We start from the raw sequence: 22644 nt of genomic DNA on the forward strand, positions 1-22644 counted from the left end.
TCTTCATCTGAATCATCATCAGACCGAAATAGCTGGGATACCGGTACTACTATTTCGCCGATGGCTTCAGTCGTAACCAGTTACCGATTCAGTTCCCACTGGATTGGAATGCTTGCAGCCAATTATGAGTATTACGATAAAGGGATCGCGGACAGTCCACTGGTGCAACATAATGGAGAGTGGTTCTTTATTACCGGGATTGGTTACTCCTGGTAGTTAAAAATTCAGTATTACCCCTTATTCCTCCATAAATTTTATTGAATTCAGTCCATCCCATCTCTCATCATATAGACATCAGTCAACTTTGTAATTTCTGGCCTTATATAATAAGTGTTATATAAGGCCAGACAAACGCCAGAAACCCCTGTATCATGCGGATCCGGGCCGGATCCTGGTCTTTCCGACTATTTATACGCAACTGCGGGACCTGGACGCCGTACTGCCAACTGGATTCTGTACGAAGGCGGTTAAAACTCCGGCAGCGCTACGTAAAATCTGACGGGCATCTGCCCTGCTCTTTCTGCAGAATTCACGTAGCGATGCTGTCAGCTAAACGGGCAAATACTGAGCAAATATGAACGACATCTCCGGTTTTACCGGTGTGGCCCTCAGCGGCAGCGCCGATGACGATCTCACCGCGAAACTGGCCGCGTTCGTCCGGCACCGCGAGGCCTTCTCGCCTAACACGTGGCGCCAGCTGCTGAGCGTGATGCGGATCTGCTGGCGCTGGTCGCAGGAAAACCGGCGGTCATTTCTGCCGATGTCGCCCGAGGACATGCAGGACTATCTGTTTCACCTGCAGGCGATTGGCCGATCAACCTCGACCATCTCGGTGCACGGTGCTCTTCTGGCAATGTTACACCGTAACGCCGGCCTGGTGCCTCCGACGGTTTCACCGGACGTTATCCGTGCTAAAAAGAAAATTAACCGTACGGCCGTCGTCTCGGGCGAGCGCACCGGGCAGGCGGTACCCTTCTGCCGGCCGGACCTGAACCGTCTCGATGCCGCCTGGAAGCATTCGCTCCGGCTTCAGCACCTGCGGGACCTGGCATTCATACACGTGGCTTACGGCACCCTGCTGCGTATGAGCGAGTTGTCACGCCTCAGGGTGCGGGACATTTCACGGGCGGCCGACGGTCGCATTATCCTCGACGTGGGCTGGACAAAAACCATTCTGCAGTCGGGGGGTATCGTTAAGGCGCTCAGCGCGCGCTCATCCGAACGGCTGATGGAATGGATTAACGCGGCCGGTCTGGCGGGTGAACCTGATGCGGTACTGTTCTGCCCCATACACCGGTCAAACAAAGTTACCACAGTCTCAACCGTGCCCATGAGCGCCCCGTGTCTGGAAGATATCTGGCGCCGCGCAAGGCATCACGCTGGAGCGAAAACTCCCCTTAAAACCAACAAGGGACGCTATTCCAGCTGGAGTGGACACAGCGCGCGCGTTGGTGCCGCGCAGGATATGGCAAGAAAGGGTATATCGATCGCACAAATTATGCAGGAGGGCACCTGGACACAGACCCAGACGGTAATGCGGTATATCAGAATGGTTGAGGCACATAAAGGGGCCATGATTGGGCTGATGGAAGAGGATAGCTGATACCCCCGATCCTGCTTAATCAGTATCGGGATGAGTGCGAGTGTTTTCGAAGAAGTTAAACATGCCGTCTGTATTCGTAGCTCCGGTGACGGGATCTTCCGAACATTTCAACCAACACCCCTGCCTCTACGAGGCTTTTCACTGCGGTGTTCGCTGTCGGGTAAGTCACATCCAGCAACTCAACGGCACGGTCAACGTTCAGCTTTGGTATTGTTGGTAAAAACTCGAACAGATGAATACTGTGCACAGATGTCGACTTCAGAGACACCATCCGACAAGGAGGGGCGCTAAGCTGATAACGGCCTTTTGCGCTTCCTCGACTGAATAACAGACTGTTTCCTAAAATCATTTTTCTCTGGTTACAGGTACGCCAACAAAGGTATGAGTGCAGCAGCGGCAGGCCACGTTTACGTCTTTCTCTGTGACTGCAGTATTCACTTGCTGCAGCAGACCCTCTTCATCGATAAACAATCCAGGGTAATAGCTGCTTTCTCCAATGCGGACTAAATCCTGTTGCTGGTATTCATGAAGCGCAACCAGCCAGAATATAGGTTCGGTAGTATCCAATCGACCACAGGCTTCGCTGAACGTGGTATCCCAAGGCTGGCCAATCCGGTTTATCAAAAAGTGAAATAAAGGCGTGTAGTCCCGGCCTCGTTTCTGCCTGCTATGCATTGAACCAAGCTTTGGTAGCAGGTTGTCCTCCATTTTTTTGCGATTACGTTCCCATCGGTATTCAGCGCCTGGGTTATTAGAATCATGACGTGTTGTAGTATTGACTCTGCGATAGAGTTTACGGGGCCTGGTCTGTTGATGATTGCGCATAGCCTGATCCTCTTTATCCTCTTCCTTAATAGCCGGGAAGCTTTATAAGCTCTGATTCAGTATTCAGTGGTCGCATAAACGACAGTCATTCCCAGCACATTGCTCCGTTTAGTCACACGGATATTACCGCGATAGTAATAATTACCTGCAGGTTCGCACACTTTTATCTGCCTTTTCAGGTCGGGATCATCAACGTCCACCCCGGAACAACTGTTACGTGAACGAGCCGAATACTCATAGCTGGAAGTGTAAGTGCTCATTTTGCCAGGAAGCATCCATGTGAGGGTGATCAGTAATGCATAGATAATGAAGTAAGCAACCAGAACAGTACCTGCAACTAGCTTAATATTGTCAGTAACCCCATGAATCTGTTTTCCTTTACCCCACTTTTTTATACTTCCTGAAAGACATAAACCGAGGACCAGACTGGCTACAAACAGCGCCCGCACAGTTTGTTTTGCCAGAAATGTAGTCTGATGTACTTCGTCCCGCCATATGAAAAAGGCAAAAACGCAGCCCAGCAACACCGTGGTCGCTAAAAGTAATGTGGTGTATGAACATGACTTCATCTGACGCTCTCTCCATGAGCCAAGGTTATAAGGGAGGGACCACCGTAAATCGTTCAGACTGATGATGGCTGGGCGTGTGCAAAACAGATATCAGTTCTGATTGCGGAAGGTGTCAGCATAGTGCTGAAAAGTGCGCATGAGTGCATTGTTGCCTGCTGAAGCCATGGTGTGCGCGGGCTCCAGGACGGCCAGGATGCTGTAAGCGTCTTCATTAAAAAATCCCCGGGTGTAGACCAGTGCAGTATCACTCACCTGCCGGAACTGCACCCGCTGCCCGTTGAAGGGAACTGTTGAAACAAGGTCCAAATGGATGTGGTAGATCTCAGAACTGATAATGGATTCAGGGCGATCGTAGCGGCAGTCACGGCCAAAATAGTCTGGCTTACGTCCGTAACGTTTATACAGCTCAAAATCACGCAGTAAATCATCTGCGAGTTGTGGAGACACATCCGGATGAGACGCAAAAAACGCGCGAAAATAACGGTCGCAGGAGTCCGGATTAAGACTGACGCTGAAGCTCACCAGCCGTTACTCAGTGACGCGTGCCTGCGATACGGGTTCCGTGCTCTGCAAGCCTGCGAAGGTGCATCAGGTTGATATTGCTTTCCTGGCGCTCAGCTTCACCGGTCATCTGCTGCAGTAAATCCTGTAGATCGCGCGCGGCTTCCCTTGCAAGTGAAACGGGTCGCAGATAGGCCTGTTGTGTAGTATCCGTCCTACCCGCCTTCTTTACGATAGACTCGAGTGCGCGCAACTCGAGAAGCAGGATTGAGACTGACTCATGGATACTGTCACCAATCCGGGTCGCTTCATCAAAATCTGACATGCTGACGAGGACATGGTAGGTGGTGCGAAGATCTTCGCGGACGCGCGCCAGATCTTCCAGAGCCTGTGACAGCGGATAGGCCTGACCAATTACATCACTTATGCCTGCTGAACGTGTTCCCTGAGGCCATGCGCTTGATTTGCGGAAGTGCGCGTTGAACGCGGCCGCAATGTAAGGCATGTCACAGGCAAAGTTATTCAGGTTAATCATATCAGCTCCGGCTCCTCGGCGAGGTTTGTCATCATTTTACACCAACTGCACCGGACTGTCTCAGGGTTAAATAGACCGGAAGGTCTGACAGGCTCATTGAGTGGAACACTCTCCTGTGAGTGTGTCTTCAAATATCGTGTGGGGTATGAGTGCTGATCATCTGAACTGAAGTCTGTCCAGGCTGCTGGTAATATAGATTTTATGTACTGGCGCCTGGCATTATCCGGCGGCCTCACGTATGAAATGAAGGAAAACGTAATGGCAGTAGATAAAAACGGATTCATCACCCAGCCCGGATTCGGGGGATTTCAGTCTGCCTTCTCGCAGCTTGTCACTGACAGCGTGCATCAGCTTACCGCAGCGGTGCCAGGCCTGATCCACAGCATCTACGTTTATGGCAGCCTGGCTGAAGGCAGGGCTATTGAAATGTTCTCTGATGCCGATCTTACCGTGATTTTCTTTCAGCAGCCGGACGCGGACGCCTTTGAAAAAATAGCCGCGGCTAAATCTGTTCTTGAGAGTCATTATCCGGTGATCAGTAAAATCGATATCGACCCGGGCGTACTCGATGACGTTCTGCTGCCTGAGAACAGAGAGCGATGGGGATACTGGCTCAGACATCACTGCGTCTGCGTTTATGGCGAGGACTTGCGTGAACGCTTTGAGCCTTTCAGACCCTCCAGAAAAATTGCGATTGCCGTCAACGGGGATTTTTTTACTGTACTGAATGATTACATATCCCGGATGAAACCCACATTAGAGCCTTTACAACGGCATGCGCTGCAGCGGGCGGCAGCACGTAAGGCCATTCGTTCAACGAGTATTCTGAGAGACGATAATGACCCGGACTGGCCGGCAACGCTAGAAGAGCATTGCGCAAAATTTAATGACCGGTATCCAGCTCTTGCGGAAGAAATGGACTACCTGCTGAGTATCAGCCAGCGGCCGCGAGGCGATATCATGACTTTTGCCAGCAGGATTTCGACATTCGCTTACTGGCTGAATGCTGAGTACAGCACGCGATGTCAGTAATCATCAGTCGCTGGCTCCCTTTTTAGCGCACACTTTCCTTCCAACGCGGAAGAACGTCTGGCTGACGGACTACAGGAACATGAGTAAAAAAGTAACACCGACACCGCACGATGCAACATTTAAGGCATTTCTTACGCACCCGGATACCGCGCGCGACTTTATTGAACTACACGTACCTGAAGAATTTCGCGCCATCTGCGACCTCAACACGCTACGGCTTGAATCCGGCAGTTTTGTGGAAGAAAACCTTCGCGCTTATTACAGCGACGTGCTTTACAGCGTTAAAACCACCCGTGGTGACGGCTATATACACGTGCTGATCGAGCATCAGTCTACGCCCGATCGGCATATGGCGTTTCGTCTTATGCGTTACGCTATAGCGGCAATGCAGCGGCACCTTGATGCGGGGCATAAGCAGCTTCCACTGGTGATCCCTGTTCTGTTTTATACCGGTCAACGTAGCCCTTACCCCTATTCGACAGACTGGCTTCAGGAGTTCAGCGATCCCGATATGGCTGCCAGTTTATACGGCACGGCATTTCCACTTGTAGACGTTACTGCTATACCCGATGATGAGATTATGAATCACCGCAGCATGGCAGCGCTGACATTGCTCCAGAAGCACATCCATCGCCGGGATCTGGCGGAACTTCTTGATCGACTGACGACAACGCTCCTGACCGGACATCTGACGGGACAGCAACTCGTATCACTGATAAACTATCTTGTACAGGCAGGCGAAACTGAAGACGCTGAAGCCTTTGTACGTAATCTGGCACAAAGAGTGCCGCAGCATGAGGAGGCTCTGATGACCATCGCACAGCAGCTGGAGCAAAAAGGTATCGAGAAAGGCATGCAACTGGGAGAGCATAAAAGCAGAGTCGATATAGCTGAAAAACTCCTCAAAAGTGGCATGACTTTGAAATCCGTTAAAGAAATGACGGGTCTGTCAGAAGAAGAGCTTTCTAAAATCCGTCACTAAGGCGTTTTTTTCCCTTTCAGGATGTTATGTCTTTGAACATTGAGCAACCCTCTGACGGGCCATAATAATAGCCTGATATTGGCTGAAGTGAACCCCAGCTAATCTCAGGGCTGTACTTTGATTATCTATCTTATAAACTTAATACGGCTTTGCCGGCTTCATTGAATTTCAGTAACCAGAAGATGTAATAAGGGATACCCTTCATCTGCAGTGCGTTTCCAGCCGGCACGTCACAGCATCACATCCACCGCAAAGAGTGAGGCGGAAATACGGGGGCCCAGCTGTTTTATCAGACTTCCGTTTTCATCAGAACCCGTTTCCAGATCGCTTTTTCGGAAAAACCGCCGGGATTCTCGGTTTATTTTTATTGTCTGGCGCCCTTCCCAGTTGGATTCCATGAGAATGCCATAATTTATACCCTTCAGCGTGACAGCGTGCAAAACGTGCTGAAAACGAAACAGGTCATTCTGCGCCAGTAAATCGCGGATGCTTGACCGCCAGAACCGCCCTGACTCCCTATTCCCTTCTTTGTTCAGAAGTCGGCGTATATCAGTAGCCAACCCACGTCTGAACAGCCGTTTCACTTCAGCCGACGCCAACCATCTGCATAATAAGAGGTTTTACTGCCCAGCGGAACTGACGGTTACAGCCTGACGCTCCCTGTTCAGCGCGATAAGCCCGCACACGAGACACCATACATTTAGTGATAACAGCCGTCATTTAGGCTGTGTATGACACTTAAGTTAGCAGGCTGATCAGCCGATAATATTGACATCGAAATTGCCGATAGTGTCTGACTGGCCCCACTGCTCCAGAAATAATCCGCAGGTTGATTTCTGCAGGTTTATCTTCAACGCTAAACATGGTTTCCATACCCATATTGAAACGCTTTGATCTCTTAAATGATGAACTCCTGGCACGGCAGTGACAGATAAAAGGTATCTGTCACGATCATTATTGAGGTTAATCAGTATCGACAGTTTAAAACGGAGTTCAAAGTAATGAGCAATGCGGTCAAACCTACCCTTTCCGCCGTTTGGTCCACTGACGCCCGCGGCATCTGTATTGCCAGTCAGGAAAGCCCTCAGGGCCTGCTCCCCGCACTGAAAGGCGTCACGCTGAGTGCATGGCTGAAGTTCGCACAGGCTGATGATGACGCAACGATTGCGCAACAACTTACTGCAGCGCTGGAAATGCTGACCCCATTCAACATAGAAGTGCCTATCAACTGCCTTGACGGGACCAGACGCCGGGTGATTTTGTATGGTTTACCGGAATGCACCATCAGTAACTCTCTCAGCCATTTCAATGGATTTATCCTTGATATAACCGGTCAGCGTAAAGCACTTGAAGATGCTCTGCGCACGGCGGCCGAATACAGGCTGTTGATTGAAAACAGCACCGACTTAATCGCGCATTGTGACAAGGACGGCAGGTATGTATCGATTTCGCCGTCATACAGCGAAATGATTGGATGGTCGGTGGACGAGATAGTCGGCCAGCGCGTGGTGGATTTCCTCCACCCTGACGATCGCATATCCGCCGGGGAGGCATTAGCACATATATTTGAGGGGGGTGTGCTGCCAGACGTTGTAGAGGTTCGCAAAAGGCACCGGGACGGGCATTACATTACGCTTGGTACAAAGGCCTGTGGCGTTAGCGATCCCTCTTCCGGCGATAACATCGGAGCTGTGCTTGTCTCACGCGACATCACCCGTGATAAGGAAAAAATGAGAAGGCTTGAGAAACTTGCTACCCGGGACATGTTGACCGGATTGCCCAACCGGGCCTGGGTTTACGATAAAGTCAAAGGGATGCTGTCTCAGGGAGAAGATCTCACTTTCACAACCGTTCTTTTTATCGATCTTAATGGATTCAAACCCGTTAACGATACCTTGGGGCACGCGGCGGGTGACGTATTGCTGCAGCAGGTGAGTGAGCGATTAAAAAACTGCATGCGCCCGGGGGACTCAGTGGCGCGCCTTGGGGGAGATGAGTTCGTCATAGCCGCTAAATGCCACAATCGCGAGGCGGCTTCTGCCATCGCACAGCGTCTTATTGACAGCCTCCAGGAGCCATTCGTTATTCATAAAATGGAAGTGCGTATCGGGGCCTCCATAGGAATCAGCCTTGCAGGCTTTGGATCAGTATCCGTCGATCAGTTATTTGATAACGCTGACAGAGCGATGTATCAGGCGAAAGCAAAACGAACGGGTTCTTATCAGTTTTATGGTGGCTGAACAAAGGATTCTGAAGAGAGTAAAAAAACCCGACAGATTGAGTGTCGGGTAAAAATTCAAGTTTCCAAGAGATTGGGTTAAACCCGGCGATAACTATAGACTATCCCAGAAAAAAATCCCTATTTTGAGTTTAAAGTGGCTTCTGGCAGGGCAGTTTTCAGATTCGCCCTTTGAAGTTACAGTCTTTAAGGTGAAGTAGATTTACGGCACGAAGGCAATTTTCAATAAAATTCGTCTCTAATCACTGTGCTAACCTCTCTTTAGCATGCACTTAGCTGATGAAGAAAGGGAATAGTAGCGTCTGATTCGCGTCGCCAGCCAGCCCGGATGAGCAGCGCATCAACTGCTGAGGTATCAGCGGTAATACGAACGGCAAGCGTTTTAACCTGTCGCCCGTCATCACCAAACCCCGTATCCAGATCGCTTTTTCTGATAAACAGCCCGGGTACATTGGGTCTGAGTTTTACCGCATGACGCCCTTCCCACTCGCTTTCAGTGAGCACGCCATAGCTAATACCTGTCAGGGTAATCGCATGCATAACGTGCTGAAGGCGAAACAGGTCATTCTGTGCCAGTAAATCGCCACGGCTTGCCCGCCACAGATATTCAAGTTTGCCCGGAAGATCCGCCCTGAGCCCCTTTTCCCTGCCTTCTTTCAGAAGCCAGCGTATGTCATTGGCCAGCTCCCGCCGGAACAGTCGTTTCTTTTCCGCTGTCGCCAGCCATCTGCATAAGAAGAGGTTTTCCTGCGCAGCTGAACTGACGGTTCCAGCGTGACGTGCCATGTTCAGTGCGATAAGCCCGCACCAGGCAAGATGATCGACGTAGAGGTTTGAGGTATCCATTATTAAAATTATGCGGTTATTTGAAGTTGCCACTGAGTCATCGACGGGCGGCAGTAGAAAAGGTAATTGCTGATCGTACCCCGTACAGGATTTAATTTCACCCTGGTTATCTGTTAGTTGAAGGTATGGTGTTGCTGGCCCTGCTGATGTCAGAGACAGGTCAATTCTGACAGAAAGGGTGAATATAAAAACTGATCATTGGAAACTCATATGACCAGTAACAAAAGGTAAATATGATTTCGGGTTGAGGAATAGTAACATTGATGTGTATACACAGCTACGCTGTTGCATGCGAGATTTCCATTACTGATTTATTTGACCCGCCAGGTCTGGCGGGTATTTGTTTTCTGTAACGAATCATCAGAGGCACTTAAGTTGTAAACCTCACTAAGGCGCCTGGCTTGACGGCAATCGTATTTCCGCGCATCGCGACAGGATGAGTTCATTCACGGTTCTTTATCACGTGCAACAATGTTGGCCTCTTAATTTTTTCTGTGAGAACAGAGCCAGCAATACGCTCTAAATAAAGGCGTAGCCTGCCTGCATTAAGCCAACGCATAAGGAAATCTGAGTATCAATAGGGAGAGATGTGTCTGAACGGCCTGCCATACAGCCCATGAAAAATCAGCGGCCTGATGCTGAATAGTCCCTCTGGCAGGCTCATAAATTTATCAAAACCGGCATAATTACTGATTTAATGTTTCATCTCGGTTGTTACCAGCGAAAGTGATTAGAGTCCTCCCAGTCCTTCAGCTCTTTTTCGGCCTGTTCTTTACCGTAACCGTATCGTTCCTGTATACGGCCGACCAATTGATCGCGCTTCCCTTCCGCCACATCCATATCATCATCTGTGAGCTTGCCCCATTGTTCTTTTACTTTGCCTTTGAACTGCTTCCAGTTTCCGCTGATGCGATCTTCGTTCATATCAATCTCCTCAACTGAATTAAAACCCTCAGGCGGCACATTTCATGATGCCCCGTGCCTTAAATTATGGTTCACAGTGAGCATTCCACCCGGTTCAGGATCACACTTCCGGATTTGCGCGGAGTTCGGCCATGCAGTTTTACAGCCTCAATTTCAGCGGCGTCCGTTACGTCAGACCGGCGTGCTGACGCTAACCATCTGCAATTTTGTGCAGATGTGGAAGCACTTTTTGACTGAACTGTCCGCCGCTGTCAGGACGCAATCCCGCTTTAGTAAGCAGTTTTTTTCTGGTTGAAGTACCGGAAATATCGTCATGACACAAAGAATTAATGGTGGATCTTTCGCCAATTAATGCAGGAGTGGTTTTACTGTTCAATACTCATTGTTACATTTGGACTTCATTTAATCTGTACAGGACTGTTATGACCTCTTCCGAATCTGATGTTAAAGGGAAACGCAGCCACATCAATCCCCCCGTATTTTTCACTTCCGCGGCGCTGATTTTCGTACTGGTGGCCTTTGCGGCTATTTTTCCCGAACAGGCTGACTCACAGCTGAATGCGCTACAGAGCGCGCTCTTCGCGAATGCCAGCTGGTTTTATATTCTCGCTGTAGCCCTGATCCTCCTGACGGTGGCTTATCTGGGACTGTCCCGCTATGGAGATATTAAGCTTGGCCCCGATCATGCGGAACCGGACTTCAGCTATCACTCCTGGTTCGCCATGCTGTTTTCTGCTGGTATGGGTATCGGCCTCATGTTCTTTGGCGTGGCCGAGCCGGTGATGCACTATATGTCTCCCCCGGCGGGCGATCCGGAAACCGTACAGGCGGCAAAAGAAGCGCTGCGTATCACTTTCTTCCACTGGGGGCTGCATGCCTGGGCTATCTACGCGATAGTCGCGCTTATACTTGCCTTTTTCAGTTACCGCCATGGCTTGCCCCTGACGCTCAGGTCGGCTCTCTACCCCATTATTGGGGACAGAATTTACGGCTGGATGGGGCACGCTGTTGATATTTTTGCCGTTATCGGCACGGTTCTCGGGGTGGCAACATCCCTCGGGTATGGTGTTCTGCAGGTGAATGCCGGACTCAACTATCTTTTTGGACTGCCGGTCAATGAAACTATGCAGGTCATCCTGATTGTTGTGATCACTGCGCTTGCGACTCTTTCCGTGGTCTCCGGGCTGGATAAAGGGATCCGCATTCTTTCCGAAATAAACCTCAGCCTGGCCGTTCTGCTGCTGATCCTGGTCGGTGCGCTCGGGCCGACGGTCCTGCTGCTGAAGTCCTTCGTTGAGAATACCGGGGGATACCTGTCGGAACTGGTCACCAAAACGTTCAATCTTTACGCTTATGAGCCAAAGTCCAGCAAATGGTTGGGCGGCTGGACATTATTCTACTGGGGATGGTGGCTGGCGTGGTCTCCGTTCGTCGGTATGTTTATCGCTCGTGTGTCACGTGGGCGCACCATACGGGAATTCGTTACCGGCGTTCTGTTTGTGCCGGCCGGGTTCACACTGCTGTGGATGACGTTCTTTGGAAATAGCGCCATCTGGCTCATCATGCAGGAAGGTGCGCGCGATCTTGCCCAGACGGTGCAGTCAGACCAGACGCTGGCTCTCTTTAATTTTCTTGAGCATTTCCCGTTCAGCTCGGTGTTGTCCTTTATTGCGATGGCCATGGTGGTCGTGTTCTTTGTGACATCAGCTGACTCCGGCGCCATGGTCGTGGATACGCTTGCCTCAGGAGGTACGGATAAAACGCCGGTCTGGCAACGCATATTCTGGGCTGCGCTGATGGGCGTGGTAGCCGTGACGCTTTTACTGGCCGGCGGAATGAAAGCGCTTCAGACGGTGACCATCGCCAGCGCTTTGCCTTTCGCGGTTATACTGCTGATGTCAATTTACGGTCTGATGAAGGCGCTGCGCGTGGATGCATGGAAGCGGGACAGTAAGCAGATCGCCACTATTGCCCCCACCGCTGCCCGTAATCCTATACCCTGGCAGCGACGTCTGCGTAACATCGCCTACTTCCCCAAACGATCGCACGTGAAGCGATTTATGAGCGAAGTGATTTACCCGGCCATGCAGCTCGTTGAACAGGAACTGGCAAAACAGAACACCACATCGCACACCAGTGCGGATGCCGAAGATCGTATCCACTTTGAAGTTGATTTGGGTAACGAACTGAATTTCGTTTATCAGGTCCGGCTGCGGTCATACATGCAGCCTGCGTTTGCCCTGGCGGGCATGAGCGAAAGCGACAGGGATGAAGCTCACCGGTACTATCGTGCCGAAGTTTATCTAAAAGAAGGTGGACAGGATTATGATGTGATGGGCTGGACACAGGAACAAATCATTCATGACATTCTGGATCAGTATGAAAAACACCTTCACTTCCTGCATATCGTCCGCTGACGTTTAAGCTTTTGGGTCAGAGAGGCGATGATGCCTCTCTGACCTGGAACTCCCGGAGCGGAATTCATTCGCCCTAAAAGAGCCGAACATCTCGCACCCACATCATTCCCTTCCAGCAGGCAGTCAGCATGAACATCCCATTAAGGTAATATGGAACCGTGCCTCCTGCCATGACGGGTTATTTACATGCGTAAACGTTGCGCAAGGCCGTCAGGGGACATAAATCAGAACCACGCACCGAGCGCCGTCCATGCCCCCATCAGAATCATCATCAGATTTTCGGTCAGAGAAATAAAGCCCAGCGGGACATTGCTGTCTCCTCCCATACAGGCGCAGCGCAGTTCCCGTTTATCAATGTAAACCGCTTTGATAACAGAAATCGCGCCCACCACTCCGATAAACAATGCCACCGGCGCGGAGAACCAGGGCATTATCCCCGCAATCATCAGTAATGCCGCCAGCGCCTCGCCAAAGGGATAAAGATAGGCATAGGGGACCCATCGCCGGGCGAGTAAATCATATCCCAGAAACATCGTCGAAAAACTCTCGACGTCACGCAGTTTCAGCAATGCCAGGACGGCCATGCTGAATGCAATAAACCTTGCGACAATGTCTATCATCACTGGCTTGTCTGTCGGGGATAATGTGACGGCCAGCGACATCAGCGCCGCCATAGTAAAGACCGTAATAACGGGCCGGTATGACTTCTCATCTGAGGCATGAAGAGGTTTGCACAGATATTCGCGCAGGTCATCATATCCTCCCACTCTTACCCCATCAATAAAGGTCTGAGGCGTGGTTTTGACCCCTTGCTCTGCCCTGAACTCATCCGTTTCCTGGCGGGTAGTAAGCCAGCGGTCTTCAACGTTATAACCCTCGTGCCGTAGCAGCCAGAGAGATTTCAGGCCGTATGGGCAGACATGCTCTATCATCACCATGCGAAAGATAATTGCTGTTTTCTGTCCTGCAGAATGCATTTTGCCTCCTCTTTTTCGGGCTAAAGCACCTTTGAGCCCCGGCCCTGTCAGGAGCTAAGGCACAACGACTGTTTTGCCTGTCACTCTGAAACAGAACTAAGGTTTAACGTTAAGTCATAGCCGAAAAGGAGAAGATGTGAAAATTATTGCGATTGAAGAGCATTACATGACCACAGAGATTCAGCTCGCGTGGGAGGCCATGAACCTGGCGGCATCTGATCCGAGCGTGGCAATTCACGCCGGGGAGCTGCAGCGTCGTCTTCTGGACCTGTCGGATGAACGCCTTGGCCTGATGGACGAAACCGGCATTGATGTGCAGGTTTTATCCCTGACAACACCGGCATTACATGATTTGGGATCTGAAAGCATCGATTTGGCTTTAAGGGCCAATGATGCCGTTGCGGAAGCGATAGCTTCTCACCCCGCACGCTACCAGGGAATGGCTGCCCTTCCCGTGGCGGCCCCTGACGCAGCCGCCAGAGAACTCGAACGTTGCGTCAGCACGATGGGGTTTACGGGCACAATGCTGTGCGGTCGGGCTGATCATCATAATCTGGATCACGCGTCTTTTTATCCGATATTTGAGGCTGCAGCCAGGCTTGGCGTGCCGGTTTTGCTGCATCCCCGTACACCTGCCAGGGCTGTCAGGGATACCTATTACTCAGGCTTTACGCCCGACGTTAATGCAGCGCTCTCCATGTACGCCCTGGGCTGGCATTATGATGCGGGCATGCAATTTGTGAGGCTGGTGCTTTCCGGGATCTTTGACCGACTGCCTGATTTGCAGGTTATCCTGGGACACTGGGGAGAGGTCGTGCTTTTTTACGCCGAACGCCTGGCTGCCCTGGACCGCATATCCGGACTAAAGCATTCCTTTTCGCATTATCTTTCGCAAAACCTGTACGTCACGGCAAGTGGCATGTTCAGTAAAGAGTATCTCGCGCGCGCCAAAAATATCGTGGGCGCAGACCGCCTTCTATTTTCGTCTGACTATCCCTATCAGTATCGCCCGGGCGGCGATGCCAGACGATTTATTGAGGATAGTGACCTGACACATGAGGAAAGAATGAAGTTTTCACACAGCAACTGGACGCGGTTAACAAATAAAAAAAGCGCCTGAATTATAAATGGTCAAACTTTGTGAGCAAAGAGTGTTACCTCACTCGTGATTACTGGTTAATAAGCGAAGCCCTGAATGTATTAATGGTTTGGACTGCTAAGTATTAGTTCATGAGGTAATTATGAGTAGGCGTACTGTTTAGCTAAGTTTTTAGCAAAGAGATTAAAGCATTTATAATCAGAGAATTATGAATTAATTTTAATATGTAAGTAATGTTACTGGCGGCAGGGATGATTTAATGTTAATTTTTCATGCAGGAACAATGCTGGTTCCGTATTAATGGTGCAGTTTATACCGCCCGGCCTATAGCCGGGTTTTTTATTACTTCAATTTTTAGTGTGATGACGGTTAAGATTATAGGGTCGCTTCCGGTTGAGTAATGGCATTTTCCATTGTCGAGGAACGGCGTTACAGGTATGACAAGTGTACCTGTATTTTCTTATGTCACTGAGAAATATTGCAATTATTAAGGCTCACCAGCCGGTTAATATATGCGAGTGATTTGTTAGTTCAACATCACCTGCCGGTGACTTTCTGACTAAAAGTCAAAGGGGTTCTGACTTCACTCTTCTGGCACTGCACCGGTTACGCGGATAAGACTGACAACGGTTCATGCCTTAAGTTTTTAGTAGCCTGTTTATATATCTGCCCAGCGCTGACCGGGGGTTTCCTGCGAAATTTAAAATGTCACTTACTGCTGTGGCTTTAAAAATTTCGCAGTAATGATTTAGCTGATGTAATCAGTTTTACCGTCGGACATCAGAAAGATAGCGGAGGAATACAACGCTTTCATGCCATCAACAGCATACTGTTCAGAATGCCGAAGCTGAACGAGAATGCTTTCCCGGTCAATCGATTTTCCTGAAGCCATCAGCAAAAAACACAGCGCGGCTGCCAGCAGCAAAGCTTCAATGGGATTAAATCGGATCGTATCCCCCGATAAGGATGTGCCATACATGCGCCAGTCAGTGCCCTGCCCGGGAAAAGTGAAACCGCCGAATGGGTATCAGAACCTCTTTATATTTGAAGTGCATGTCTGATGCAACTTAATTAAAAGCGGAGCGTTTCACAGGCTTGATCGCGTCCTCAGCCGGTCGAAACGGCGATGACAGTTTTTACAGATTACGTGCACACCTGACAGGTCTATGACAGACCGAGTAATTAAGTAGGGTTGGATATCATAAAGTGTGCAGCGCACCCTTTATGAATAAAACGCTATACCGGGAGAGACCTGAGCTGCTCCACGCCGATACCCTCACTGGCTTTATGAGTTGCATCGAGACGGAATACTCTGACGCGGTCACTAATAATGGTTGCATGCTCTGCCATCAGCTGTGCTGCAGTGGAAGACTCTTCCACAAGCGCTGCATTCTGCTGGGTCGTTGTGTCAATCTGCTCCATCGCGATATTGATTTGAGCAATGCCGTCATTCTGTTCATTGGCGGCCTGCTCTTCCGTCCGGGATGACAGCTCCCGGTTATTGAGCGCAATCTCGCCGGCGGCAGAGGAGAAACTGTCAGGACCATTCCGCACTTTCATCACGGTAATCCGCAGGCTCTCCGTCATCTCACCCAGTGCCTCAATCAACTGGCCGACCTGATCCCTGGCGTTCCCCTCAACATCAATCGTCAGATTTCTGGAGGCTACCGCGCAGGAGACCGCGACCGCTGAGCGCAGAGGGATGCGGGTAACAACATTTTTTCAGAAATGCTGGCGGTGCCCCTGATCAGGCAGGCTGCATGACCTTTTTCTGACGGATGAGTCTGTTATATTTTTCAGTAGCCAGATCGAGTTCGTTCTGCAGCTGCAGGTGCTCCCTCCGGGCTGCGCTCAGCCGCTTCTCGTGCAGCAACGTTTCTCTTACCGTGGTTGTCTGTTCTTCCAGCGCACGCAGAATAATTTCTGACTCGCGCAGGTAGCACCGGAGCATTTCGATGCGCGCTTCTGAATGACTTATTGAGCTTTCTGCTTTAAGACGGGCCATAGTGCACTCCAGATATTCCCTATTCCTGAAGCAGAAAGCGTAATCACAAAAATCCAATCCCGCCACCCGCCTCAGTCCACCTGGCCCGACTCTTTTATGTCAGTAAACGCTATACCGGGAGAGGGCTGAGCTGCGGCACGTCGCCATATGCATTGACTTCGTGCGTTGCATCAAGCCGGAAAACACTGACGCGTTCACTCATAATGGCTGCATGCTCTGCCATCAGCTGTGCTGCAGTGGAAGACTCCTCCACAAGCGCCGCATTCTGCTGGGTCGTTGTGTCAATCTGCTCCATCGCGATATTGATTTGAGCAATGCCGTCATTCTGTTCACTGGCGGCCTGAGCGATTTCGTTAATGAGCTGTTCGATGCTACTGACGTTACTGACAATACCTTCCATACCTTTATGAGCCTTATCGACCAGTACGTTACCTGCATCAATTCTGGAAACGGAGTCATCAATCAGCGTTTTGATCTCGCGTGCCGCAGAGGCACTTCGCTGTGCGAGTGTGCGCACCTCACCGGCCACCACCGCAAACCCCCTGCCCGATTCACCTGCCCGGGCCGCCTCAACTGCGGCGTTGAGGGCCAGAATGTTAGTCTGGAAGGCAATGCCATCAATAACTGAAATGATGCCCGACATCCTGGATGAGGACTCTGAAATGGCTTTCATTCCGGTGGACACGTCGCTCATCAACGAGCCGTTACTCTTCACAAGCGCGGTCGTTTCCGACGCAAACTCGCGCGCGCTGGCCGTGTGGCCGGCGGTGTTATTCAGGGTGGCGGTGAGCTGCTCCAGCGTGGCGGCAGTCTGTTCCACGCTGGCGGCCTGCTCTTCCGTCCGGGATGACAGTTCCCGGTTACCGAGCGCAATCTCGCCGGCGGCAGAGGAGATACTGTCAGAGCCATTCCGCACTTTCATCACGGTATTACGCAGGCTTTCCGTCATCTCACGCAGTGCTTCCATCAACTGGCCCACCTGGTCCCTTGAGTGAACCTCAACATCAATCGTCAGATTGCCGGAGGCCACCGCGCGGGAGACCGCGACCGCTGAGCGCAGAGGGATGACAATGCTGCGGGTAATGAATAACGCCAGAATTGCACTCAGTATTAAAGCAGCCAGACCGACACCGTACAGCGTCCAGACGGCTGTGGCGCCTCCTTGCTGGATATGTAAAGCACTGTCATCGATAGCGCTCTGCTGATTTTTAACGACCGCTTGCACGGCCACAGAGTAAGCCTTCATTGACGGCAGCAGGCGGTTTCGTATTGCTGCGCTGGTTTCAGCTGCATTTCCCGCAGCGCTAATCTGAAGCACTTCTTTACGGGTTACGGTGTATGCCTCACGCGCATCCGACACCGCCTTCATCAGTCTTTCCCCTTCGCCGGAGATAACCAGGCTGACCAGCTCTTTCTGGACGACGCTGGCCCGGGCGGAATTTTTCTTCATCTCATCCGCAGCGTATTGTTTTACGCCCTCGTCTCCGGAAGTCATTACCGCCAGACCCAGCGCGGCATTGGTATCAATAATGGACAGCCATTCAGTCGAGAGCCGTTCACGCACAAGGTAATTGCTCGTGGTGGCGCGGGTATCCGCCATCATGCCGCGGAGGTGAAAAACGCCGATCACCACCATGGCCACCATAAGCAGCATAACCAGTGCAAATCCCCCACCAAGCCGGGTGCCTACGCCCATATCCTTAATTTTCATGTCAGTGTCTCGTCTCTGTAAATCCCTGGGATAAATGAACTATCAGGGTCAGCTTCTGGACAGGTTGCATAGCTTCCAGTAACGCTTAGCCCGGATATAATTAGTTAACAAATTGTTCGGATTCGTTATCGGCTTGTTTTCTGCAAAGTTTAAAGAATGTACAGGTCCCCGAAGAGGAATGTGTGTCACCGCGCAGAAACTGGCATGGGATGTGCAATTTTATCCCTGCTTGACCGCCGTTTAAGCAGCGGCCTTTCAGGCGCACTGAAGCCAGACGGTCGCAGACGAAAGAAAGAACCCGCGGTAACACGAACACCCACGAAGAACCCAGTAGTTACAGCATTCAATCCAAAGCCTTAAACGACTTACCGGCCCTGCGAGCCGGGCGGCGGCGGCTGTCCAGTGGGGGCAACCGGGGTTCAGGCACGGCGCGGGTCAGGGTTGAGAGGGGCAAGAGGTTTCAGATTCGGCTAGGTGTGGGTGTTAATAGGAGTATTTATGTGTGTTGTAACTACCAATTGGCGGTTTTACTCAATGTGCAATTCTGGTTAACTTTCGGTATCGTCAGGTTAAGGTAAATTTAATTGAGGCGCGTATGAGTTCAACCGCATATGCTCGCGGAACAAAAGCTGCGTCTGTCTGGAAGCGCTTATCTCGTGTTTACTATGATGCCGATGATCGCTTTGCAGCCTGGGCAGACAGGAAAAAGATACCTGCATCGATAGGAAAATCTGTTGTGCCCTTTTCAGTTCTTATACTCCTGACTCTGGTTTTAGTTGCGGGATTTGCACTCGGCACAGTAATCATCATTGTTGCTGCTTTCGTTTATATGGTTCGCCACATTCAGCTAAGTGCATTAGATGATTTGGATACTACGTCATCTAACAGCTCCGGTGCTGCAGGTGGGCAATTCAGAAGCGGGAATGACGGAGATGGATTCTACAGTGGTCCTGACGATATTACGGTAACTGCTTCGAGGTTAGACAGAGAAGACGACGATTAGCCGATGCTAAACTAATCGTCGGTTTGATTACATTTTCACTGCCCCTTTTGCCTTCTCAACGGCTTCTCCCCCACTCTTCTGAACCTGAGAGGTTCCACTTTTGAATGCACCGTCTAAAGTGCTACCTATTCTAATGCCCGCCCATGACAGAGCCCCCATCCAAACTGCAGGCAGCACCAGAAACATCGTCGCCATAACAAAATTCATAATCAGATCATCTGAACTGTTCTGAAAACCCACCATGTTAAAGCTACTGTGTGTGTCAGAACTGTATAGCGCTGTCATCAGCCAGCTGTCGAGCCATCGAGCCAGCTCCCACCAGAATGTCAGGAAGTTCAGTGCAAAAAGCACAAACGTGAGTGTAATGACGGTCTTAATTTCATAGGCTGAGAACGCCAGGATAAGCGGCAGAATCACCACCACCGCCATGAGTAACACAGCCTGCACCATTGGTAGCGCCTGACGCATGGCATCGAATGCCGGGTATGCCGCTAGACTGCCTAAAGCAGTGCCGCCGATCGCAGCTACGCGGGCAACGGAGTTATCAAGCGTAAAATCGGCATTGCCTCCGTAGCCGGCATAGACATGCCCACCCTGCGATACGGTCAAACTCTCAGGGCTGACCAGACGGCGGATAATGGCCTCCTTATAGTCTGCTGAGTTGCCCCCGATCATCGTCATAGCAGCGGATAATCGCGTCCATAACCCAGGGTCAGCCTGATCAACAACGCGGGCCTGCAGTCCGGTTTCCGTTTTATTCCACCACTCGCTGCAGGTTGGGTAGCCACCCCGGCCGGTATCCGGCCTTCCGCTATCGCGGCCTTCGTTCCAGGCAAATTCCGCCCGGGGCGTTTTCGATTGCAGGCTGCCGTAATAATTACTGAGGAAGGTTTTGCTGCCTATCCACTCAATATCACGCAGCGTCGCTTTGTCTTTTGTCTGCCCCTGATCCTGATCCTGACGTTTCCACATATACAGCGCGAGTGAATAGCAGTCGTTGGTAAAGTCCTGCAGCTCTTCCGCAAGAGATTTGTTGTTAATCCGCGTGTGCTGAACCTCAAAGCGGAGCTGACGCATGTCCGGACGGCACGGGATTGTGGCAACAGACGCCTGCGTAATGCCCTTTGCTAGCTTGTGAATCAAATACCACCATACCGGCGCGGCAGCCGTCTGATCGTTAATGCTCGATATGACCGGTGAATATCCCGTGTCATCGGGCGCTTTTGGCGTCCACGTACCGCAGCTCTGCGCACGCGACGTGTCATATTTTATCGTGCTCATATCGACGTTCATCAGCGGCATACAGCAGGCAATCATCACCAGAAAAGATGTGTAAATCGCATGTTCCATGCGGGGTATGGACAGAGCACCTTTATTACCCTCATCTTCACCCTCCTCGCGAACTTTCAGCCAGATGCCGATAAGCCGGAAAGCGACAGGCGCGGCAAACAGGCCGGTTGTGATGAGAATATTCCAGAGTCCGTTGTTCACAACCCAGCCAAGCAGGGTAAGGAAATATTCCAGGTAGCTGTTAGTCAGCATCATGACGCTCCCGTGCCGCCGAGCAGCACAAGTTCACAGACGACGGCAAAAATGACGCTGACAGCCGCAATGCGGATAAGAGGCTGGCGGTGTTGCGGGCCGAAGCCCGGCGCACGAAATACTTTCACAAAACCCCACGCCAGCGCACCATAAACCGCCAGGCGCCATATCAGCCAGCCATAGCGGGCATGCTCCATCCAGTCACGAAATGCAGCGGCCTGAGCAGGATCTTTGATAGCCCGGTCCGCGACGATGAGCCCGGCCAGGAGGAATGCCAGCAGAGCGCCGGCAGTAGACAGCACACGAAACAGCGCGGGGTGCCGGCGGAAAAATGAGGCGCGTTGCGCCCCGTTTTCAGTTTTCATAGGCAGCGCTCTCATCAGTTGTTTTCCGTCTCAGGAACGGCCAGACGGTTAATACGGTTGTCGGTGCTGTCATCGCTCTGAGTCTGCGGGTTACTGTTAACGCGCCCGTTTTCCCGCTCGATAATGGTGAGCACGGAGTTGCGGGACAGCTCGCGCTTGAGCTCCATTTCGTTTCTCAGGGCGGTGATCTCGCGATCAATGGCCGCAACGCGACGATCTCCTTCCTCTATGGCCGCATTCTGCGCTGCAGCGTTAGGCTCTGACATGCCGGTAACAATCATGCGGCGCATTATCAGCGCGGTTTCAACCGTATCAGCCATCGCCAGCTCGCCGGCGAGGCGGGCGGTCAGGGCCGCGTTATCGGGATCTCTCTGCAGTGCTCTGATGACACCTGCCGTGATGGGTAAACTGCCGGTTTTTAGTTTTGCCAGGTTCGTCGCGTTGGGCTGCTCGGTGCCGTTTACAAGTTTTACCAGCTGTTCGGTATTCTCTTTGGTTGTCTCTTCCAGGATCGGCGCAAAGCCGGTGCCTGCCTGAGTGGCACCCGGCTGCTGTTCGTCATCGCCACTGGTACATTGAGATGCGTCGCTGCAGGTGCGCAGGGAGCTGTCCCCTACTACCTGCACCACGGCTTTGGCCGCTTCTTCAGCGGTGGCATATTTTCCGCAGGCCCCCCCGTTGCAGCTGTTGCTGCTGACTGAGTCAGAACTCAGCACCGGCAGGCTGTTCATCATGTTGAACCCCGCAGCCGTTAAGTCATGGGTAGGCCGGATTGCCTGCTGCCCCTGCCCTCCTCGTTTCTGTCCGCCAATCCAGTTCTGTCCTGAGTTACCCTGCAGCTTGTCAGCAGAGTTGTTCACGCGGACAGCATCAGCGTCTCCGCTGTTAACAAGCGATCGGTACTCATCCATCACCGCGCCCTGCGTCCATTTGTTGTTGCCGGCAAAATCTATCATGCGTTTGGACATGTTCTGGCAGTTGAGCTGTGCTTTATCAAAAGAGACGTTAGCCTGCAGCACGCCATTTGTGAGCATGTCGTACAGACCGGGATTGGCACGCTGAATAATCATTGCCGGCAGGCTGGCGACAGCACCGGTGGCATTCTGCACCACGTTGCCCATGAGGTTTTTGAAGCCGTTAGTTACGCCGTTGAGTTGATTACCAACCGTCGTTTTCAGGTCGAAGTTGCCGCACATCAGGTCGCTGCTCCAGCCTGCGCTCATACCAATTTTACGCATGCTGCTGCGCGTTGCCGGCTGCGAAATAACAGAGCCGCCGCCGAGCGTATAGTAGAGCTTGTCAGAAACCGCGCCGCTGATGTCCTTGCCGTAGCCTATGGCGCTGTTATTCACGGAGGGCAATGAAATACCGAATGCGCCGGACTGGTTATCATCAGCCGCCTGCGCAGATGCCGCTGCGGACGCGATGCACAGCGCAAGCGCGGCCGATTTAAATTGAACTGGTGACAT

The 22644-nt window shown here is 51.5% G+C and carries 22 protein-coding genes; 8 read left to right on the plus strand and 14 right to left on the minus strand.

The window, feature by feature from the left end; all coding sequences use genetic code 11:
- Both WFP70_RS24905 and WFP70_RS24910 read left to right on the plus strand, forming a co-directional pair.
- The coding region (locus tag WFP70_RS24905) for a MipA/OmpV family protein (RefSeq protein ID WP_337024758.1) at positions 1-216 on the plus strand (216 nt) is incomplete at its 5' end.
- A 358-nt stretch (positions 217-574) separates the two neighbouring features.
- On the plus strand, positions 575-1603 hold the full coding sequence (locus tag WFP70_RS24910) for a tyrosine-type recombinase/integrase (protein WP_337024757.1): 1029 nt from the start codon (positions 575-577) through the stop codon (positions 1601-1603).
- 345 nt (positions 1604-1948) lie between these two features.
- On the opposite strand, the gene WFP70_RS24915 is transcribed toward WFP70_RS24910, so the two are convergent.
- The 4 genes from WFP70_RS24915 to WFP70_RS24930 form a co-directional block, all read right to left on the minus strand.
- Positions 1949-2428, minus strand: coding sequence for a hypothetical protein (locus tag WFP70_RS24915; RefSeq protein WP_337024756.1), 480 nt, complete (start codon positions 2426-2428; stop codon positions 1949-1951).
- Positions 2429-2484: 56 nt separating this feature from the next.
- Positions 2485-2997, minus strand: coding sequence for a hypothetical protein (locus WFP70_RS24920; RefSeq protein ID WP_337024755.1), 513 nt, complete (start codon positions 2995-2997; stop codon positions 2485-2487).
- A 90-nt stretch (positions 2998-3087) separates the two neighbouring features.
- Positions 3088-3519, minus strand: coding sequence for a type II toxin-antitoxin system YafO family toxin (locus WFP70_RS24925; RefSeq protein WP_337024754.1), 432 nt, complete (start codon positions 3517-3519; stop codon positions 3088-3090).
- Between the two features lie 10 nt (positions 3520-3529).
- Positions 3530-4033: a hypothetical protein gene (locus WFP70_RS24930; protein ID WP_337024753.1), complete on the minus strand. Its 504-nt coding sequence runs from the start codon at positions 4031-4033 to the stop codon at positions 3530-3532.
- 258 nt (positions 4034-4291) lie between these two features.
- Between WFP70_RS24930 and WFP70_RS24935 the strand changes: the two genes are divergently transcribed.
- From WFP70_RS24935 to WFP70_RS24945, 3 genes are all read left to right on the plus strand, one after another.
- Entirely contained in the window at positions 4292-5065 is a 774-nt protein-coding gene (locus WFP70_RS24935) for a nucleotidyltransferase domain-containing protein (protein WP_337024752.1), read from the plus strand.
- 79 nt (positions 5066-5144) lie between these two features.
- Positions 5145-6047 carry an Rpn family recombination-promoting nuclease/putative transposase gene (locus WFP70_RS24940; protein ID WP_337024751.1) on the plus strand — a complete coding sequence of 301 codons (903 nt, stop codon included), beginning with the start codon at positions 5145-5147 and terminating at the stop codon, positions 6045-6047.
- A gap of 1001 nt (positions 6048-7048) precedes the next feature.
- On the plus strand, positions 7049-8287 hold the full coding sequence (locus WFP70_RS24945; protein WP_337024750.1) for a diguanylate cyclase domain-containing protein: 1239 nt from the start codon (positions 7049-7051) through the stop codon (positions 8285-8287).
- Between the two features lie 260 nt (positions 8288-8547).
- On the opposite strand, the gene WFP70_RS24950 is transcribed toward WFP70_RS24945, so the two are convergent.
- Entirely contained in the window at positions 8548-9132 is a 585-nt protein-coding gene (locus WFP70_RS24950) for a DUF2913 family protein (protein ID WP_337024749.1), read from the minus strand.
- A 714-nt stretch (positions 9133-9846) separates the two neighbouring features.
- The gene (locus tag WFP70_RS24955; RefSeq protein WP_337024748.1) at positions 9847-10056 is read right to left on the minus strand and encodes a CsbD family protein; all 210 of its coding nucleotides are present in this window, start codon (positions 10054-10056) and stop codon (positions 9847-9849) included.
- Between the two features lie 422 nt (positions 10057-10478).
- On the opposite strand from WFP70_RS24955, the gene WFP70_RS24960 reads away from it, so the two are divergent.
- Positions 10479-12473 (plus strand): BCCT family transporter, encoded by a 1995-nt coding sequence (locus WFP70_RS24960; protein WP_337024747.1) that lies wholly within the window; start codon positions 10479-10481, stop codon positions 12471-12473.
- A 224-nt stretch (positions 12474-12697) separates the two neighbouring features.
- Here the strand turns inward: WFP70_RS24960 and WFP70_RS24965 are convergent, their stop codons facing one another.
- Positions 12698-13450: a MauE/DoxX family redox-associated membrane protein gene (locus WFP70_RS24965; protein ID WP_337024746.1), complete on the minus strand. Its 753-nt coding sequence runs from the start codon at positions 13448-13450 to the stop codon at positions 12698-12700.
- A 136-nt stretch (positions 13451-13586) separates the two neighbouring features.
- Between WFP70_RS24965 and WFP70_RS24970 the strand changes: the two genes are divergently transcribed.
- Positions 13587-14570 carry an amidohydrolase family protein gene (locus WFP70_RS24970; protein ID WP_337024745.1) on the plus strand — a complete coding sequence of 328 codons (984 nt, stop codon included), beginning with the start codon at positions 13587-13589 and terminating at the stop codon, positions 14568-14570.
- 727 nt (positions 14571-15297) lie between these two features.
- Here the strand turns inward: WFP70_RS24970 and WFP70_RS24975 are convergent.
- The 4 genes from WFP70_RS24975 to WFP70_RS24990 all read right to left on the minus strand — a co-directional run bounded on the left by WFP70_RS24975 (position 15298) and on the right by WFP70_RS24990 (position 18250).
- A complete protein-coding gene (locus WFP70_RS24975; protein WP_337024744.1) occupies positions 15298-15528 on the minus strand; it encodes a hypothetical protein in 231 nt (76 codons plus the stop codon).
- Positions 15529-15785: 257 nt separating this feature from the next.
- Positions 15786-16157: a hypothetical protein gene (locus WFP70_RS24980; RefSeq protein ID WP_337024743.1), complete on the minus strand. Its 372-nt coding sequence runs from the start codon at positions 16155-16157 to the stop codon at positions 15786-15788.
- A gap of 139 nt (positions 16158-16296) precedes the next feature.
- The gene (locus tag WFP70_RS24985) at positions 16297-16554 is read right to left on the minus strand and encodes a hypothetical protein (protein WP_337024742.1); all 258 of its coding nucleotides are present in this window, start codon (positions 16552-16554) and stop codon (positions 16297-16299) included.
- A gap of 109 nt (positions 16555-16663) precedes the next feature.
- Positions 16664-18250: a methyl-accepting chemotaxis protein gene (locus WFP70_RS24990; protein ID WP_337024741.1), complete on the minus strand. Its 1587-nt coding sequence runs from the start codon at positions 18248-18250 to the stop codon at positions 16664-16666.
- Between the two features lie 610 nt (positions 18251-18860).
- Here WFP70_RS24990 and WFP70_RS24995 point away from each other — a divergent pair.
- Positions 18861-19268: a DUF3742 family protein gene (locus WFP70_RS24995; RefSeq protein WP_337024740.1), complete on the plus strand. Its 408-nt coding sequence runs from the start codon at positions 18861-18863 to the stop codon at positions 19266-19268.
- A 27-nt stretch (positions 19269-19295) separates the two neighbouring features.
- Here the strand turns inward: WFP70_RS24995 and WFP70_RS25000 are convergent, their stop codons facing one another.
- From WFP70_RS25000 to WFP70_RS25010, 3 genes are read right to left on the minus strand one after another with little or no spacing between them, the layout of a single operon-like run.
- A complete protein-coding gene (locus tag WFP70_RS25000; protein WP_337024761.1) occupies positions 19296-20810 on the minus strand; it encodes a conjugal transfer protein TraG N-terminal domain-containing protein in 1515 nt (504 codons plus the stop codon).
- A complete protein-coding gene (locus WFP70_RS25005; RefSeq protein WP_442956370.1) occupies positions 20810-21175 on the minus strand; it encodes a hypothetical protein in 366 nt (121 codons plus the stop codon). The genes WFP70_RS25000 and WFP70_RS25005 overlap by 1 nt, the downstream gene beginning before the upstream one ends.
- A gap of 14 nt (positions 21176-21189) precedes the next feature.
- Positions 21190-22644 carry an integrating conjugative element protein gene (locus WFP70_RS25010; RefSeq protein ID WP_337024738.1) on the minus strand — a complete coding sequence of 485 codons (1455 nt, stop codon included), beginning with the start codon at positions 22642-22644 and terminating at the stop codon, positions 21190-21192.

This window comes from Pantoea sp. USMM079 (assembly GCF_037153115.1).
In the GTDB taxonomy this organism is placed as follows: domain Bacteria; phylum Pseudomonadota; class Gammaproteobacteria; order Enterobacterales; family Enterobacteriaceae; genus Pantoea; species Pantoea communis.